Raw genomic sequence first — 17,010 nt, 5'->3', positions numbered from 1 at the left:
TTTGCCGAACCGCGCAACGCCGTCCAACAGACTGAATGCAAATCGAAAGGCGTAGGCTTGGGTCACGCCAAGGCCTACGCCCGATGCTGATCAAAAGCTTGATCAGGCCTTAAACCCGCCGCGCCAGCCGCAAGCCGTTGGCGATCACGATCAGGCTGGTGCCGACGTCGGCGAACACCGCCATCCACAAGCTGGCCACGCCAGCCAACGCCAGGCCGAAAAACACCAGCTTGATGCCCAGCGCGATCGCGATGTTCACCTTGAGCACCGCCGCGGTGCGGCGGGCGTGGGCGATCAGGTCGGCCAGCCGCGACAGCTTGTCGTCCATCAGCGCCACGCCGGCGGTTTCCAAGGCGCTGTCCGATCCGGCGGCGCCCATCGCCACGCCCAGGTCGGCGCGCGCCAGCGCCGGCGCATCGTTGACGCCGTCGCCCACCATCGCCACCTTGCCGCCAGTCTGCAACTGCTCGATGAAACGCAGCTTATCCTGCGGCAGCAGGCCGCCGTGGGCGGCGGAGACGCCTGTCTGCGCCGCCACCGCGGCCGCCACCTGCGGGCTGTCGCCGCTGAGCATCACCGCACGCACGCCCATCTCGCCCAGCCGGGCGATGGTGGCCGCGGCTTCCGGACGCACCTGGTCGGCGACGGCCAGCACGCCCAGCGCCCGCTCGCCGTCCAGCAGCACCAGCGCTCCCTCGCCCGCCTCAGCCATCCGGCTCAGCTCGGCGGCCAGCGCCGGCGTCAGCGCGCCCTGCTCTTCCGCCAGCCGGCGGCTGCCCAGCAGCAGCGCGCGGCCATCCACCCGGCCGCGCACGCCGCGGCCCACCAATTCGCTGACCTGCTCTGCCGCCGGGACCGCGATGCCGCGCCGCGCGGCCTCGTCCAGCACCGCCTTGGCCAGCGGATGGGTGGAATGGCTGTCCAGCGCGGCCGCCAGCGCCAGCACGGTTGATTCGTCGCCGCCGCCCAGCGCCGCCACGCGAGTGACCCGCGGCTCGCCCAGCGTCAGCGTGCCGGTCTTGTCCAGGCAGACGGTGTCGATGCGGGCCGCCATCTCCAGCGGCGCGCCGCCCTTGACCAGCAGGCCGTGGCGCGCGGCCGAAGCCAGCGCACTGACCACCGTCACCGGCGTGGCGATCACCAGCGCGCACGGGCAGGCGATCACCAGCATCACCAGCGCGCTGTAGATGGCCTGGTGCCACGGCATCAGGCCCAGCAGTGGCGCGGCGACGGCGAAGGCCAGGGCCAGAACCAGCACCACCGGGGTGTAGACCGAAGCGAAGCGGTCGATGAAGCGCTGCGTCGGCGCCTTGGACGCCTGCGCGTCGCGCACGGTGGCGATGATGCGCGCCAGCACCGAGCCGGACGCCGGCGCCGTGGTCTCGATCTCCACCACGCCGCTGCCGTTGATGCTGCCGGCGAACACCGCGTCCTGCGGCCCCTTGTCCACCGGCAGGCTCTCGCCGGTGATGCTGGCCTCGTTGAAGCTGCTGTGGCCATCGGCGATACGGCCGTCCAGCGGCACGCGCTCGCCGGGACGCACCCGCACCCGGCTTCCAACCGCCACCTCGGCGGCCTGCGCCTCGCGCCAGCCGGCGCCGTCGGCCACCCAGGCGGTTTCCGGCGCCAGCGCCATCAGCGCGCGCACCGCCTCGCCGGCCCTGGCCAGCGACATCGCCTCCAGCCGCTCGGCGATGGCGAACAGGAACAGCACCATCGCCGCCTCCGGCCACTGGCCGATCAGCATCGCGCCGATCACGGCGACCGACATCAGGAAATGGATGTTCAGCGTGCGGGTGGACAGCGCGATCCAGCCCTTCTTCAGCGTGGGAATGCCGCCCAGCAGGATGGAGGCCAGCGCCAGCGCCGCCACTTCCAGCCGGCCGTCGCCCAGGCTCCAGGCGATGCCCTCGGACGCGGCGGCGGCCAGGCCGGACACCGCCAGCAGCAGATTGGCGCGGCGGCCATGTCCCTGCGGCGCCTGCGCCTGGGCGCCGGCATCCAGCTCCACTCCCTGCATGCCCACCTTGGCGATGGCGCTTTTCACGCCGTCCAAATGCGGCAGGTCGTGGCGCAGCAGCAACACCCGGTCGATGAAGTTGAATTCCAGCGCCACCACGCCGCTCATCCCGCCTAGCGCCTTTTCGATCAACCTGGCCTCGGTCGGGCAATCCATCGCCTGGATCTGCAGCCGCGACTGCTTCGCGCCCTTGCCTTCTCCCAGTTGCACGCGGGACGGCCCGGCATGCTCGTGGCCATGCGCGTGGCCGCAGCCCGCGCCGTGCCGGCGCTCATGCTGGTGATCGTGCTGATGGTGGTCGTAGCCGTGCCTGTCGCCCGGCTTGTGTTCGTGGCCGCAGCCGCCATGGGCATGCTGATGCGGGTCCGCGCCCTTCAGCGCCAGCGCGGCTCCGGCCTTGGCCGAGCAGCAATCGCCGCCGCGGGCGTGTTGATGGCCTTGATGCGGCGGTACGGCCTTGCGGTAACGCGTCACGCTTGACATATGCGCCTCCATTGGTAGTCTGGGCACATTGCACACCCTGTAGTCACTACAGGGTCAAGCGTTTCTTTCAGGAGAGCGTCATGTTGATCGGAGAACTGGCCCGCCAGACCGGCTGCGAAGTGGAAACCATCCGCTATTACGAGCGCGAGGGCCTGCTGTCCGCGCCGCAACGCTCGGCCTCCGGCTACCGCCGCTATACCGCGGAACAGCTGGGCGAGCTGAACTTTATCCTGCACTGCCGCTCGCTGGGCATGTCGCTGGCCGACATCCGCAACCTGGCGGCGTTCAAGGCCGACCACCAGCACGACTGCGAAGACATCAACCAGCTGATAGACCAGCAGATCGCCAAGGTGCACCAGCAGGTGGAAGCGCTGCGGCTGCTGGAGCAGCAGTTGCTGGCATTGCGCGACAAATGCCACGACAGCCGCGCGGCGGCCGATTGCGGCATTCTGCAGACGCTGGTGGAGGCGTCCGAGGGCGCGCCCTGCGTCTGCCACACGCCTTTCGGCCAGGACAACCATGGCCACAGCCAGGATTACGACCACGCGGCCAAAAAAAATGGCCGATCCAACAAGGATCGGCCCTAAATCAACGCTCGTTTGGGGAAGAGGAGAAACCCACTGACCACCACCCCACGGCAGCCAGGTCACAACAAAATCGTTACAGCCAGTGGCTTATCAAGGGCGCGGCGAACACCGTCGCCACCCCGGCCAGCATCATGGTCAGGCTGGCCACCACGCCTTCTTCGGCGCCTATCTCGCTCGCCTTCGCGGTGCCGGCCGCATGGGCCGCCGCGCCGAACAGCGCGCCGCGCGCCAGCTTGGAGCGGATCGGCAGCAGCGCCAGCATCAACTGGCCCAGCATCATCCCGCATACGCCGGTCACCACCACGAACAGCGCGGTCAGGTCGGCCGAGCCGCCCAGCGTCTGCGCCGCGGCCAGCGCGAACGGCGTGCTGATCGATCGGGGCGCCAGGCTTTTCTGCATCAAGTCCGGCAAATCCAGCCAGCGCGCCATCATCACCGAGCTGGCCACCGCCACCGGAATCGCGGCCAGTACGCCGCAACCCAATGACAGCCAATGCTTGCGGATCAGCGCCCGGTACTCGTAGATCGGCACCGCGAACGCCACCGTCGCCGGCCCCAACAGCCAGGTCAGCCAACGCGTATCGGCGAAGTAGGTCTGGTACGGCACCCGCGCCAACACCACCAGGCCGATGATCAGCAACGGCACCGCCAAAATAGGCGTGCTCCACCAGCTGCGCGTCTTCAGGTAATACTTCTTGACCACCCAGTACAACACCACGGTGAGTACGAAGGAGATCAACGCAATCTCATGCTCCATGGACTTCAGCCCTTATCTGCGCCTTGCGGTTGCTGTCGCGGCGGCGCAGCCGGATTTCCAACCGGTAGCAGCGGTCTACGACCAGCGCGGTCACCGCCATCACCAGCGCGGTGGAGGCGACGATCACCAGCAGCAGGCGGACGCCGGCGGACAGAATCACGTCCGGGTACTGCACCACCGCCACCACGGCCGGGATGAAGAACAGCAGCATCTCGGCCAACAGCCAACGCGCGCCCTGGCGAAGCCAGTCCACCGGCAGCAAACCGGACCACAGCCCGGCCAGCACCAGCAGCATGCCCAGCACGCCGGCCGGCATCGCCGGCAGAAAACGATGGCTCAGCTGGTTGGCCGCCATCCACACCAGGCTCAGCAGCAGAACCTGGGAAAAGGTTTGCAGCGGTTGCGACAGGCGGTGAAACAGGCGGGCCATGCTCGGCTTCCATCAACTTAGGAGTTGGGCAAAGTATAGCCAGCCGGCATTCATTCTAAAAATGAATTAAAATTATCAAGACGATTCCACTCAGGAATGCAAATGGACATACGCGCGCTACGCTATTTCGTGGAGCTGGTGAAATGTCAGAGCTTCACCCGCGCCGCCGACGCGCTGTTCGTCACCCAGCCGACGATCAGCAAGATGGTGAAGCAGCTGGAGGAAGAGCTGGACATGCCGCTTATCCTGCGCGAGGGGCGCAGCTTCCGCCTGACCGACGCCGGCCGCGTCACCTACGAGCGCGGCCTGGACGTGCTGTCGGCGATGAACAAGCTCAAGCACGAGCTGGCCGACCTGGCCTCGCTCAGCCACGGCGAGCTGGTGGTCGGCCTGCCGCCCATGGTGGGGGTCGCCTTCTTCGCGCCGGTGGTCAGCCGTTACCGCCGCCGCTATCCGCAGATCGAGCTGAAGATGGTGGAAGACGGCGCGCTGGCGATCGAAAACCGCATCAAGAGCGGCGAGCTGGAGATAGGCGTGGCGGTGCTGCCGGTGGACAGCCAGCTGTTCGACCACTACTCGGTGGTGCGCGACCCGCTGTGCCTGGTGGCGCCCGCCGGCTCGCGCTGGCGCGACAAGTCGCTGGTGCGTCTGGCTGACATCGCAGACCAGCCGCTGGTGCTGTATCCGGACGATTTCACCCTCAGCCGCCGCGTCGGCGACGCCTTCCGCGAGCTGGGCAAGACGCCCAACATCGTCGGCCGCAGCGCGCACTGGGACTTCATCGTCGAGCTGGTGGCGGCCAACCTGGGCGTCACCCTGCTGCCGCGCAGCATCGTCGAGCGGCTGGACCGCCAGCTGTTCGACGTGGTGCCGCTGTACGACAACAAGCTGTACTGGCACCTGGCGCTGATCTGGCAGCGCGGCGGCTATCTGTCCCACGCCGCCCGCGCCTGGCTGGCGCTGACGCGGGAGACGCTGGGCGGGCAGGATTGAAAAAGGCCGCTAGCGCGACCTTTTTGCGGGGGCGATCAGCCCTGCGTCTTCAACACCCGCTGGCGGCGGCTTTCCGACAGCACCATGCCGGACGACACCGACACGTTCAGGCTCTCCACGCTGCCGAACATCGGGATGGACACCAGCACGTCGCAGTGCTCGCGCGTCAGGCGGCGCATGCCCTCGCCCTCGGCGCCCATCACCCAGGCCAGCGGGCCGGAGGCGTCGAAGTGGTAGAGGTCGGTGTCGGCTTCCATCGTGGTGCCGGCGATCCACACCCCGGCATCCTTCAGGTCGCGCAGCGTGCGCGCCAGATTGGTCACTGTGATATACGGAACGACCTCGGCCGCGCCGCAGGCCACCTTGGACACGGTGGCGTTCAGCGTGGCGGAGCGGTCCTTGGGAGCGATGACGGCGTGCGCGCCCATCGCGTCGGCGACGCGCAGGCAGGCGCCCAGGTTGTGCGGATCGGTGACGCCGTCCAGGATCAGCAGCAGCGGCGGCTCGGACAGGTTTTCCAGCACGTCGTCCAGATCCACGTAATTCATGCTGGCGTCTATCATCGCCACCACGCCCTGGTGGCGCGCGTTGCCGCTCATGCTGTCCAGGCGTTCCTTGTCGACGATGTGCAGCTTGACGTTCTCCGCGCCGGCCTTGTCCAGCACCGCCTTGGCGCGGGCGTCGTGGCGGCCGCCGGCCAGCCAGATTTCCAGCAGGCTTTTCGGGTTCTGCCACAGGCGGGCGTTGATGGCGTGGAAGCCGTGGATCAGGCGTTTGTTGCTCATGACGGGGAGGTCTCGAATTCTCAATTCCCGCCATTGTAGCCGCAAGCCGCCCACCGGCCCAGCCTTGGCGCGCGTCGGCTAGGCCGGCTCGGCCTCGCGCCGCCAGCCGGCGGCGAGCTTCGCGAACTCGCCCGCCGGCAGCGGGCGGGCGAAATGGTAGCCCTGCAGCACATGGCAGCCCTTGCCTTCCAGGAACACCGCCTGCGCTTCGTTCTCCACCCCTTCGGCCACCACCTGGAACTTCAGCTTCTTGGCCATCGCCAGGATGGCCTCGGCGATGGCGGCGTTGTCGTCGTCGTCCGGCAGCCCCTCGACGAAGGACTGGTCTATCTTCAGCGTATCCAGCGGGAAGCGCTTCAGGTGCGACAGCGACGAATAGCCGGTGCCGAAGTCGTCGATGGACAGCCACACGCCCAGCGACTTCAGCTCGGACAGCAAGCTCACCGCCTCGGTCGGGCTCTGCATGATCATGCTCTCGGTGATTTCCAGCTCTAGCCGCCCGGCGGCGAGGCCGGCGGCCTGCAGCGCGCCCGCCACCTTGGCCGGCAGCGACGGCTGGCCAAACTGGCGCGGCGACAGGTTCACCGCCAGCCGGGGCACCCGCAGCCCCAGCGCGTCCCAGGCCGCCAGTTGGCGGCAGGCTTCGCGCAGCACCCAGTCGCCTATCGGCTTGATCAGCCCGGTTTCCTCGGCCAGCGCGATGAAGCGCGCCGGCGGCACCAGGCCTAGCTGCGGATGGCGCCAGCGCAGCAGCGCCTCGGCCCCGGCCAGCTCCCGGCTGCCCGCGCTCAGCTGCGGCTGGTAGTGTAGTTCGAACTCGTGGCGCTCCAGCGCCATCCGCAGGCCGTTCTCCAGCAACAGGCGCTCGAAAGTCTGAGTATTCATGCCGACGTCGAAGAACTGGTAGGTGTTCTTGCCCGCCTCCTTGGCGCGGTACATCGCCACGTCGGCGTTCTTCAGCAGCGTGCGCGCGTCGCGGCCGTCGTGGGGGAACACGCTGATGCCTATGCTGCCGGTGATGAACACCTCGTGCGCCTCCAGGCACAGCGGCTTGCCCAGCGCCGCCAGGATGGCAGACGCCATGTCCGCCAGCTGGTGGTGGCTGTCGAAACCGCTCATCAGCAGCGTGAACTCGTCGCCGCCCAGCCGCGCCAGCAGGCCGCGCTCGCCCACCACGCGCGACAGGCGGATCGCGATCTCGCACAGTAGCTGGTCGCCCACCTGGTGCCCGAAAGAGTCGTTGATCAGCTTGAAGCGGTCCAGGTCGATGAACATCACCGCCAGCCGGCCGTCCTCGCCGTCCATCCGCGTCAGCGCCTCGTCCAGGCTGGCGGTGAGGCTGCTGCGGTTGGGCAGCCGGGTCAGCGGATCGTGGTTGGCCAGGAACTGCAGCCGCTCCTCGGCCTCCTTGCGCTGGGTGATGTCGGAGAACACCGCGACGTAGTTGCACAGCACGCCGTCCTCGTCGCGCAGCGCCGAGATCGACAGCTCGGCCGGATACCACTGGCCGCCCCTGCGCCGGTCCAGCATCTCGCCCTGCCAGTGGCCGCAATCGGCCAGCGCCTGCTGCATCGCCGCGCGCGCCTGCTGCTCGATGCTGAAAATGCGCGAGGCCTTGCCCAGCGCCTCTTCCTCGGCGTAGCCGGTGATGCGGGAGAACGCGTCGTTGACGGCGATGATGCGCGCGCCGGCGTCCAGGATCAGGATGCCCTCGGCCGAGTTCTCGAATACCTTGGCGGCCAGCCTGAGATTGGTGTCGGCCAGCAGGCGCTCGGAGATGTCCATCACCACGCCGATCACCGCCTTGCGCCCGTTCAGCTCGAACAAGCGGCTGTGCACCTCCATGTCCACCAGCACGCCGTCCTTGCGCAGCCCGCGGGTGGAGTAATGCATCACCGCGATATTGTCGCGGAAGCGGCGCAGCAGCTGTTGCCGCAGCCGCTCTGCCTCGCCGGGCACCAGAATCTGGCCCATGGTCATGCCGGCCATCTCTTCCGGCTGATAACCCATGATCTCGGCCAGCTTGGGATTCACGTAGGCCAGCTTCTCGTCCTGCATGATGTAAATGCCGACCAGCGACTGCTCGACCAGCGCCAGATACCGGTCCTCGGCCTCGCGCTTGGCCTTTTGCTCGCGCCGGGACTGGGTGATGTCGGTGTCCACGCTGCCGACGCCGGCCGGCCGGCCGTCAGCGTCGAACAGGGGAAACTTGGACGCCAACAGATAGGTTTCCACGCCGTTGAGCGCGAAATGCTCGTCGAACTGCCGCGGCGACAGCAGGTTCAGCACCTGCTGGTCCTGCTCGCGTATCTGCCGCGCGTCCTCAAGATCGAACACATCCTCCGGCCGCTTCCCCAGCAGCGAATCCGCCGACATGCCCACCCGGCGCGCGTAAGCGGCGTTCACCAGCAGGTAGCGTCCGTCCATGTCCTTCAGCGACATCATCGTCGGACTGTGGTTGACCAGCGATTCGATGCGGGCGCGGAACGCGCGCAGCGTCTCGCCATCGGCGCGGTGGCCATCCATCAGGATGCCCACCAGCAAGCCGGACACGTTCAAGGCCAGCGCCAGCAAGAGATCGGTGGCAGCGTCGCCCATGCCCACGCGCACCAGGCCGGCCGGCGGCAGCGCCGCCAGCGACAGCAGCAGCGACGCCATGCCGGACGTCAGCGCCGCGCCGCCGGGGCCGGTGCGGCAGGCCGCCCACAAGATCAGCGGGAAGAACAGCAACTGGCTGGGCACGCCCGGCGGCTCGCCGGCGGCCAGCAACAGGCCCACGCCGCCGGCCGACAGCAGCAGGATCAACGCCAGCTCCAGCCGCAACGGCACCGGCAGCGGACGCAGCGGCGGACGGGCCAGCGGCGCGCACAGGAACAGCGCCGACGCCAGCGCCGCCCAGCATTGCCAGGCCCACGACCACGGATGGCCGGCCAGCCCGCCGGCCGCCCAGGCATAGCCGCCCAGCAACAGGGTCCCCGCCAGCGCCGGATAAAACAACGCCAGCAGCAGGTGGCGCAGTTGCTGCGGCGTGCGCGGGCGCTCCAAGCCGCCCAGCAGGCCGCCCAGGCGCAGGCCTGGCCGGATCAGGCACAGCGACGCCGCCATCAGCAGGGCCCATGGCGGCGGCATCCACGCCGCCGCCGCCATGCCCGCCGCCAGCGGCCACCACCACGCGCGGCGCGGCTCGCGCGCCAGCAACTGCCAGCACAGCAAACCGTGCGGCGCGAAACTCGCCAGGGACAATGCCGCATGCGGACCGCGCGGCCACAAGGCCACGCTGGCGACAAAGCCCAGGAATACCAGCAACTCCTCCACCCTAGGTGTGGTTCTCACGCTCCCATCCTTCTCCACTGTCGTCCGGTTGACCGGATCTTGCTCCATCCCGGCTCTGCAACCCTGGGCGGTTTCAGAGACATGACTATTATTTTTTCTGATATCTGATTAGCATTAACAGCTAATTTTCTTCATGCAAAATTAAAACTGGCTTGAAACAAACGCATACGATAGCCGGGAATCCAGACGCCGGCTAGAGTCGGCCGCAGGCAAAGCCGTAAGGCCGCCCGGCGCACTGTTATAATCGCGACAAGCACAACCCCGCACAGAAGCCAGATCAAGTTGGATACGCTCCCGACCCTGCCGCCCGCCGGCCAGAAAACCCGCTGCGGCCGCCTGCCGGACGGCCTGGACAGCCACGCCATCGCCGCGCTGGCCAAGCAGCGCCGCCCGCTGCTCGTCCTCGCCGCCGACGCCCAGGCCGCCCAGCGGCTGAAAGCCGAGCTGCCGTTCTTCGCGCCCGACCTTTCCATCGCGCTGTTCCCGGATTGGGAAACGCTGCCCTACGACCATTTCTCGCCGCATGGCGACCTGGTCAGCGAGCGTCTGGCCACGCTGTGGCAGATCCGCCAGCGCGAGTGCCAGGTGGTGATCGCCCCGGTCGGCACCGCGCTGGGGCGGCTGGCGCCGGTGAGCTACCTGCTCGGCCGGACGTTTTTCCTGAAGACCGGCCAGCAACTCGATGTGGAGAAGCTGCGCGCCGATATGGTGTCCGGCGGCTACCAGCACGTCACCCAGGTGATGGCCCCGGGCGAATTCTCCGTCCGCGGCAGCCTGATCGACCTCTACCCGATGGGCTCGCCGCTGCCGTACCGGATCGACCTGTTCGACGCCGAGATCGACAGCCTGAAGACTTTCGACCCCGATACCCAGCGCACGCTGTACCCGGTGCCCGAGGTGCGGCTGCTGCCGGCGCGCGAATACCCGGCGGACGAGAGCGGCGTCACCGCCTTCCGCCAGCGCTACCGCGAAAAGATGGAAGGCGATCCAAGCCGAAGCCGCGTCTACAAGGACGTGTCGCAGGGCCTGTGGCCAGCCGGCATCGAGTACTTCCTGCCGCTGTTCTTCGACGAAACCGCGACACTGTTCGACTACGTCGGCGACGACGCGCTGGTGGTGCAGCACCACGACGTGCAGGCGGCGGCGGAAACCTTCTGGCGCGACGCGCAGGGCCGCTACGAGATGGCGCGCGGCGACGTCGACCGTCCGGTGCTGGCGCCGGCCGACATCTTCCTGCGCCCGGACGAGCTGATGGCGAGGCTCAAGCCCTACGCCCGCATCGAATTCTCCGGCGACGGCGAAACCGGCGCCGCGTTGCCGGAGCTGGCGGTGGACCGCCGCGCCGACGCGCCGCTGCACAAGCTGCAAGCCTTCATCGCCGCCGGCGGCAAGCGCATCCTGCTGGCGGCGGAAAGCCTGGGCCGGCGCGAAACCATGCTGGCCTTCCTGGCCGAAAATGGCATCAAACCGACGCCGATAGACAGCTGGGCCGATTTCGCCGGCGGCAAGGCCGCGCTGGCGCTGGGCGTCGCGCCGCTCTACTCCGGCTTCGCGCTGGCCGATCCGGCCATCGCCGTGGTGACCGAAAGCGAGCTGTACCAGCACGTCGCCCGCAGCCACACCCGCCGCAAAGCCAGCCGCGCCGGCTCCGACGCGATGCTGCGCGACCTGGCCGAGGTCAAGGCCGGCGACCCGGTGGTGCACGAGGCGCACGGCATCGGCCGCTACATCGGCCTGGTGACGATGGACCTGGGCGAGGGCGAGACCGAGCTGATGCAGCTGGAGTACGCCGACGGCGCCACGCTGTACGTGCCGGTGTCGCAGCTGCAGTTGATCTCGCGCTACGCCGGCGGCGCCACCGACGACATCCAGCTGCACAAGCTGGGCAACCCGGCCTGGGAAAAGGCCAAGAAGCGGGCCGCCGAGAAGGCGCGCGACACCGCGGCCGAGCTGCTGAACCTGTACGCGCAGCGCGCGGCGCGCGAGGGCCACAGCTTCGAGCTGTCCCCTGCAGACTACAGCGCCTTCGCCGCCGGCTTCGGCTTCGAGGAAACGCCGGACCAGGCCACCGCCATCGAGGCGGTGATCCAGGACATGTGCTCCGGCAAGCCGATGGACCGGCTGGTCTGCGGCGACGTCGGCTTCGGCAAGACCGAGGTGGCGCTACGCGCCGCCTTCGTTGCGGTGATGGGCGGCAAGCAGGTGGCGGTGCTGGTGCCCACCACCCTGTTGGCCGAGCAGCATTTCCAGAACTTCTCCGACCGCTTCGCCGACTGGCCGGTGCGCATCGCCGAACTGTCGCGCTTCCGTAGCGGCAAGGAAACCACGCAAGCCTTGCAGGGCCTCGCCGACGGCAGCGTCGACATCGTCATCGGCACCCACAAGCTGGTGCAGCCTGATATCCAGTTCAAGAATCTGGGCCTGGTCATCATCGACGAGGAGCATCGCTTCGGCGTGCGGCAAAAGGAACAGCTGAAACGGCTGCGCGCCAATGTGGACGTGCTGACGCTGACGGCGACGCCGATTCCGCGCACGCTGTCGATGGCGTTGGAAGGCCTGCGCGACTTCTCCGCCATCACCACCGCGCCGTCGCGCCGGCTGGCGGTGAAAACCTTCGTCAGCCCCCTCTCCAACGGCGTGATCCGCGAAGCGGTGCTGCGCGAGCTCAAGCGCGGCGGTCAGGTGTTCTTCCTGCACAACGAAGTCGACACCATCGAAAACATGCGCGAGAAGCTGGCCGAACTGATCCCGGAGGCGCGCATCGGCGTCGCCCACGGCCAATTGCGCGAGCGCGAGCTGGAACAGGTGATGCGCGACTTCCTGCAGCAGCGCTTCAATCTGCTGCTGTGCTCCACCATCATCGAAACCGGCATCGACATCCCCAACGCCAACACCATCCTGATCAACCGCGCCGACAAGTTCGGCCTGGCGCAGCTGCACCAGCTGCGCGGCCGCGTCGGCCGCAGCCATCACCAGGCCTACGCCTACCTGCTGACGCCGGACGGCATGACCCGCGACGCGCAGAAGCGGCTGGAGGCGATCCAGTTGTCCGGCGAGCTGGGCGCGGGCTTTTACCTGGCGATGCACGACCTGGAGATCCGCGGCGCCGGCGAGGTGCTGGGCGAAGGCCAATCCGGCGAAATGCAGGAAGTGGGTTTCAGCCTGTTCACCGAGATGCTGAAGCAGGCGGTGCGCGATCTGAAAAAGGGGCGCGCGCCCGACCTCGACGCGCCCTTGGGCATCACCACCGAGATCAATCTGCATAGTCCGGCCTTGCTGCCCGACGCTTACTGCCCGGACGTGCACGAGCGGCTGCTGATCTACAAGCGCCTGGCCAGTTGCGAGACCGAGGCGGAGATCGACGACATCCATGAAGAGCTGATCGATCGCTTCGGCCTGCCGCCGCAAAGCGTGAAGACGCTGATCGAAAGCCACCGCCTGCGCCTGGTCGCCAAGGAGCTGGGCGTGCAGAAGCTGGACGCCAGCGAGGTGGCGGTGCAGATCGCCTTCATCAAGAACCCGCCTATCGATCCGGTGAAGATCATCATGCTGATCCAGAGCAAGAAGAACTACCGCTTGGCGGGGCAGGACAAGCTGCGGGTGGAGCAGGCGCTGCCGGAAGTGGCGCAGCGGATCGTGAAGGTGAAAGAGGTGTTGAAGGAGTTGGGCGCGTAGGCTGGCTTGATTTCCATCAGTGCCTAGAATGAACGGTCAGCTCATCCAGTTGGCCGTTTCCACATCTATGTTCTTTTTTGATGAGTCCGCTTCGCAGATAATGATTTAGATGGCGGGGCTGCCCGCCGGACAGGTCGGGGAGCTGTCTCGCCAGCTCCCCGACACCCCTAGGCGACCCCAACAGCGCGGCGAAACCCCGTCTTCGAAGGCATCCCCAAGGCGCCGCCCAACTCGCGGGGCGCTACCGTCGCCCCGCTCAAACAATTGGCGGCTTAAAACCTTGGGAATGCCTTCGAAGCCGGCTTGCGCTGATAGGGACGATGGCGCATCGAATACGTTCAACTCCCTCGTTCATTGAAATTATCTGCACCGCGTGTCGGCAAGATGTAGATCAAATCCGATTAGTCCCTATCCCCTTCTGCGCGCGCCGGCAAAAAACACCGGACGAGGTTTTAAGACGCCGGCTGTTCGACACCGCGCGACGCGAGCGCGCGGCTAGTTCCGGCGGCGCCTCGTCCGGCGTTTTTTGTCGGGGTTTCGCGGGCGGAGGGGCCGCCTGGGGTCGTGAGGGGGCTGGCCGCACAGCCCCCTCACCCGTCCGCCGGGCAGCCCCGCCATGAAAAACATCATCCGCGCAGCGGATTCCTCAACCGCTCAACTTGCACCAACCCAAGGCAAGCCCCCCTCTCCGGGACTAGATTGGAAAGACAAGCACAACGAGGAGCCGCCATGCCCCGCCGCAACGCCGAAACCAACGACGACGACAACGACAAGCCCGTCCCGCTGTATCGCCAGTACGAAACCCAAGGCACGGTGCGACAGATATCGTTTTATCTGTCCGACGAGATCGGCGCCGCCATCCACTACACCGACCTCTTGTACACGCTGCGCACCGCCAGCAGCACCGACATCGTCTATTTGCATCTGAACACCCCCGGCGGCAATTTCGACGCCGGCCTGCAGATCATCAACAACATCACCGCCAGCCAGGCCCACGTGGTCACCATCCTGGAGGCGCGGGCGTATTCGATGGGCGCGCTGATCTTTCTCGCCGGCGACGAATTGGTAGTGCACGACACCTGCCAGCTGATGTTCCACAACTATTCGTCGGCGCTGATCGGCAAGGGCAATGAGCAGCAAGCGCAGGTGGCGGCCAGCGGCAAGTGGTTCGAAAAGGTGATGCGCCACGTTTGCCGGCCGTTCCTCACCGACGAGGAACTGGACCGCATTCTGAAGGGCGAGGACATCTGGCTGGACAGCGACAGCATCCGCCGCCGGCTGAACAACATCCAGAAGGGCGCGCCGGCCGTGACGGCGCGCAAGCCGGGCAAGAAGAGCGGCGCGGCGGAATCCAACGGCTAGCGGAATCGACGTTGTCGACAAAGCGCCGCGCGTATAAAATGACATTGTCAAAATACGGATAATTCTGAAATGTCATTACGCGATATCCGCATGCTCACCCGCTACAGCGCCTGGGCCAACCGGCGTCTGTTCGACGCTCTGGCTGCGCTGCCGGAAACGGAATTGTTGAAAACCCGCGCCACCATCTTCCGCAACATTTTGTCCACGCTGAACCACAATCTGGTGGTGGACCGCATCTGGCAGGGCCATCTGCTGGCGCGGCCCCACGGCTACAGCGGCCGCAACACCGCGGACACGCCCAGCCTGGCGGAACTCGCGCGGGCGCAGGCGGAACTGGACCGCTGGTATGTCGATTACGCCGATGGCCTGGATCCGGCCGCGCACGAGGAGGCAGTGGACTTCGCCTTCGTCGACGGCGGCCGCGGCAGCATGCGGCGCGGCGACATGCTGCTGCACATCGTCAACCACAAGAACTACCACCGCGGATTCGTCGCCGACATGCTGTACCAAGTGCCCGCCACTCCGCCGACAACCGATCTGCCGGTCTACCTTCGGGACGCCCACCGGGAGCAAGGCGGCCGATAGCGCGCGCTAGTGCTGCGCCTCCGGCTCCGGCTCGCGTTCTATCTCCACCCGGTTCCTGCCCTTGCGCTTGGCCTGGTACAGCAGCAGGTCGGCCTCCAGGAACAGGCTGGCCAGGTTCTCGTGCTCCGGCGGCCTCAGGCAGGCCACGCCTATGCTGGCGCTGATCGACAATTGCAGCTCTCCCACGCGGGGCTGCAGATTGGCGATGGCCAGGCGCAGGCGATCCGCCACATTGCAAGCCTCCACCCGGCTGGCCAGCGGCAGCATCACCACGAACTCCTCGCCGCCATGGCGTCCCAGCACGTCGCCCTGGCGCGACTCCGCCCGCAGACAGTCGGCCAGCTGGCGCAATACCTCATCCCCCACCTGGTGGCCGTAGCGATCGTTGACCTCCTTGAAGTGGTCGAGGTCGATCAACAGCAAAGCCAGCGCCTGCCCGCGCTGCCGCGATCGCGAAAACATGGCGGCGGCCTGTTCGTGAAAGGTCCGATGGTTGTACAGCTGCGTCAAGCCATCCTGCTGCGCCTGCTGGCGGACCTGCAGCAACAGGCGCTCGTAGCTGATGAACAGCAGGCTCAGGCTGTAGCAGAACGTCAGCCAGAACAGGCTGAGCGAGGTAAACATGACCAGCAGTTGATTCGCGCTGGAAAAATTGCTCCCTTTTTCCAGCCAGGACATGACCAGCCGAAACAACGCTACCCCTATCGTCAGCGCCGCCAGGCCAAGCCCCAGCCGGTAACCCATCATGGTGCGCCACTGCCGCCCGCGATACAGCTGCGCGACGATCATCGACCAGTACAAGATATGCGCGCACGCGGTGACTTCCACCCGCCGCGTGTAACTGCCGGGCCCGGCCCAGAATACGAAGCACAGCATGATGATGATCAGCATGGCCAGGTGGAAGCGCCAATCGTTGCGCAGGCCCAGCAACTGGCGGGTGGCGACCACGGCCAGCGGGTGGTACAGCAGCAGCAAAAAGGTATCCAGAACCAGATTGGGCCAGGCTGGAATAGGCAGGGGAAGATAGGCTATCAGGGTGCCGCAGGCGGCGATGCATCCCGCGATGCCCAGCGTGAGCAACGCTCTTTCGTTCCGGTTGTAAAGCCAGAACATCAGCACCACCAGGGTCAGCATGGCGGTGTAGCCGGTGGTGCTGAGCAGGGTGGTCTTGAAATCCAGAATGCTTGGTATGATTGGGCTGGGCATGAAAAAAAAATGTCTAGTCGACGAAAAACCGGCGCGCGCGGACCCAAATTGGAACCGCTTGCCGCGAGCTGGCGATACCATAGCAGAATTTCACTTGCGCCATGCCATCGCCCATGCCCTTCGCATCATCCTAGACTTGCCCGGACGCGCCCGCAACGTACAGACAGTCTAGTTCCTTGCCCTTCCCGTCTAACTTAGATAGAATACTCTATCTTTCAGAGCGGCCAATCCCGCCGCCTCTGTCCCAGTCAGCCACGCGTCCGGCTTCGCCGACGCGCCAGCCATCAAGCCCACGCAACACCGGGTCTGCCTCGCGCGGCCCCTTCTGGCAGGAATCAAAATGCGCCTACACGCCTTCCTGCTGCCATTGGCGCTTTCCCACGCGTCCCTGGCGGCCAGCACGCTTCCCTCATACGATTTCGCGTCCAAGCCGGCCATCGCGCCGACGCCGCGCATCAAACCGCTCAAGACGGACAAGAAACCCAAGCCGCTGAATATCCAGCCCAGGGTGAGCCTCGGCGATCTCGACAGCCCGTTGATCGAGGTGCGTCCTCCCGCCTTCTCCGGCTCCCGCGGCAATCCGATGCAGCCGGACAGCTTCTCGATAGGCCATACGCTCAATCAGACCAGCCCTCTCCACCTGCAGCCGCAACAGGGCTACCAGCCGTCTCACGGCTGGCAACACGGCATGCCGTTCACGCCCGGCCTGACGATAGACCCGCAAACCGGGCGGAAACAAGCCATACCGATGCACATGCTGCCAGCCTTGCCGCCCCATCAGCGGCGCTGAATCG

At 66.7% G+C, this 17,010-nt stretch carries 12 protein-coding genes; 6 read left to right on the top strand and 6 right to left on the bottom strand.

Annotated elements, in window-relative coordinates:
• Positions 1–109: 109 nt before the first annotated feature.
• Complete coding sequence (locus tag VL52_RS13870; RefSeq protein WP_235429298.1) at positions 110–2,503, bottom strand: heavy metal translocating P-type ATPase; 2,394 nt, start codon at positions 2,501–2,503, stop codon at positions 110–112.
• Positions 2,504–2,583: 80 nt separating this feature from the next.
• On the opposite strand from VL52_RS13870, the gene VL52_RS13865 reads away from it, so the two are divergent.
• Positions 2,584–3,090 (top strand): Cd(II)/Pb(II)-responsive transcriptional regulator, encoded by a 507-nt coding sequence (locus VL52_RS13865; protein ID WP_046157563.1) that lies wholly within the window; start codon positions 2,584–2,586, stop codon positions 3,088–3,090.
• Between the two features lie 73 nt (positions 3,091–3,163).
• Here the strand turns inward: VL52_RS13865 and VL52_RS13860 are convergent, their stop codons facing one another.
• Positions 3,164–3,847, bottom strand: coding sequence for an LrgB family protein (locus VL52_RS13860; RefSeq protein WP_046157562.1), 684 nt, complete (start codon positions 3,845–3,847; stop codon positions 3,164–3,166).
• Positions 3,837–4,277 carry a CidA/LrgA family protein gene (locus VL52_RS13855; RefSeq protein ID WP_046157561.1) on the bottom strand — a complete coding sequence of 147 codons (441 nt, stop codon included), beginning with the start codon at positions 4,275–4,277 and terminating at the stop codon, positions 3,837–3,839. The genes VL52_RS13860 and VL52_RS13855 overlap by 11 nt, the downstream gene beginning before the upstream one ends.
• A gap of 102 nt (positions 4,278–4,379) precedes the next feature.
• On the opposite strand from VL52_RS13855, the gene VL52_RS13850 reads away from it, so the two are divergent.
• On the top strand, positions 4,380–5,270 hold the full coding sequence (locus VL52_RS13850; RefSeq protein WP_046157560.1) for a LysR family transcriptional regulator: 891 nt from the start codon (positions 4,380–4,382) through the stop codon (positions 5,268–5,270).
• Between the two features lie 35 nt (positions 5,271–5,305).
• Here VL52_RS13850 and rlmB read toward each other — a convergent pair whose 3' ends face one another.
• Positions 5,306–6,055, bottom strand: coding sequence for a 23S rRNA (guanosine(2251)-2'-O)-methyltransferase RlmB (rlmB, locus tag VL52_RS13845; protein WP_046157559.1), 750 nt, complete (start codon positions 6,053–6,055; stop codon positions 5,306–5,308).
• A 78-nt stretch (positions 6,056–6,133) separates the two neighbouring features.
• Entirely contained in the window at positions 6,134–9,388 is a 3,255-nt protein-coding gene (locus VL52_RS13840; RefSeq protein ID WP_046157577.1) for a sensor domain-containing protein, read from the bottom strand.
• A 282-nt stretch (positions 9,389–9,670) separates the two neighbouring features.
• Between VL52_RS13840 and mfd the strand changes: the two genes are divergently transcribed.
• The 3 genes from mfd (at position 9,671) to VL52_RS13825 (ending at position 15,010) form a co-directional block, all read left to right on the top strand.
• Positions 9,671–13,063, top strand: coding sequence for a transcription-repair coupling factor (mfd, locus tag VL52_RS13835; protein ID WP_046157558.1), 3,393 nt, complete (start codon positions 9,671–9,673; stop codon positions 13,061–13,063).
• A gap of 729 nt (positions 13,064–13,792) precedes the next feature.
• Positions 13,793–14,425: a Clp protease ClpP gene (locus VL52_RS13830; RefSeq protein ID WP_046157557.1), complete on the top strand. Its 633-nt coding sequence runs from the start codon at positions 13,793–13,795 to the stop codon at positions 14,423–14,425.
• 69 nt (positions 14,426–14,494) lie between these two features.
• Entirely contained in the window at positions 14,495–15,010 is a 516-nt protein-coding gene (locus VL52_RS13825) for a DinB family protein (RefSeq protein WP_046157556.1), read from the top strand.
• Between the two features lie 6 nt (positions 15,011–15,016).
• Here the strand turns inward: VL52_RS13825 and VL52_RS23350 are convergent, their stop codons facing one another.
• Positions 15,017–16,216 (bottom strand): GGDEF domain-containing protein, encoded by a 1,200-nt coding sequence (locus VL52_RS23350; protein WP_052729294.1) that lies wholly within the window; start codon positions 16,214–16,216, stop codon positions 15,017–15,019.
• Between the two features lie 340 nt (positions 16,217–16,556).
• Here VL52_RS23350 and VL52_RS13815 point away from each other — a divergent pair, with 340 nt between their 5' ends.
• Complete coding sequence (locus VL52_RS13815; protein WP_046157555.1) at positions 16,557–17,006, top strand: hypothetical protein; 450 nt, start codon at positions 16,557–16,559, stop codon at positions 17,004–17,006.
• Positions 17,007–17,010 lie beyond the last annotated feature (4 nt).

The organism is Chromobacterium vaccinii (assembly GCF_000971335.1).
GTDB classification, from domain to species: Bacteria; Pseudomonadota; Gammaproteobacteria; order Burkholderiales; family Chromobacteriaceae; genus Chromobacterium; species Chromobacterium vaccinii.
Note: the sequence above shows the minus strand (reverse complement) of the source record. Positions and strands in the feature narration are given on the sequence as shown.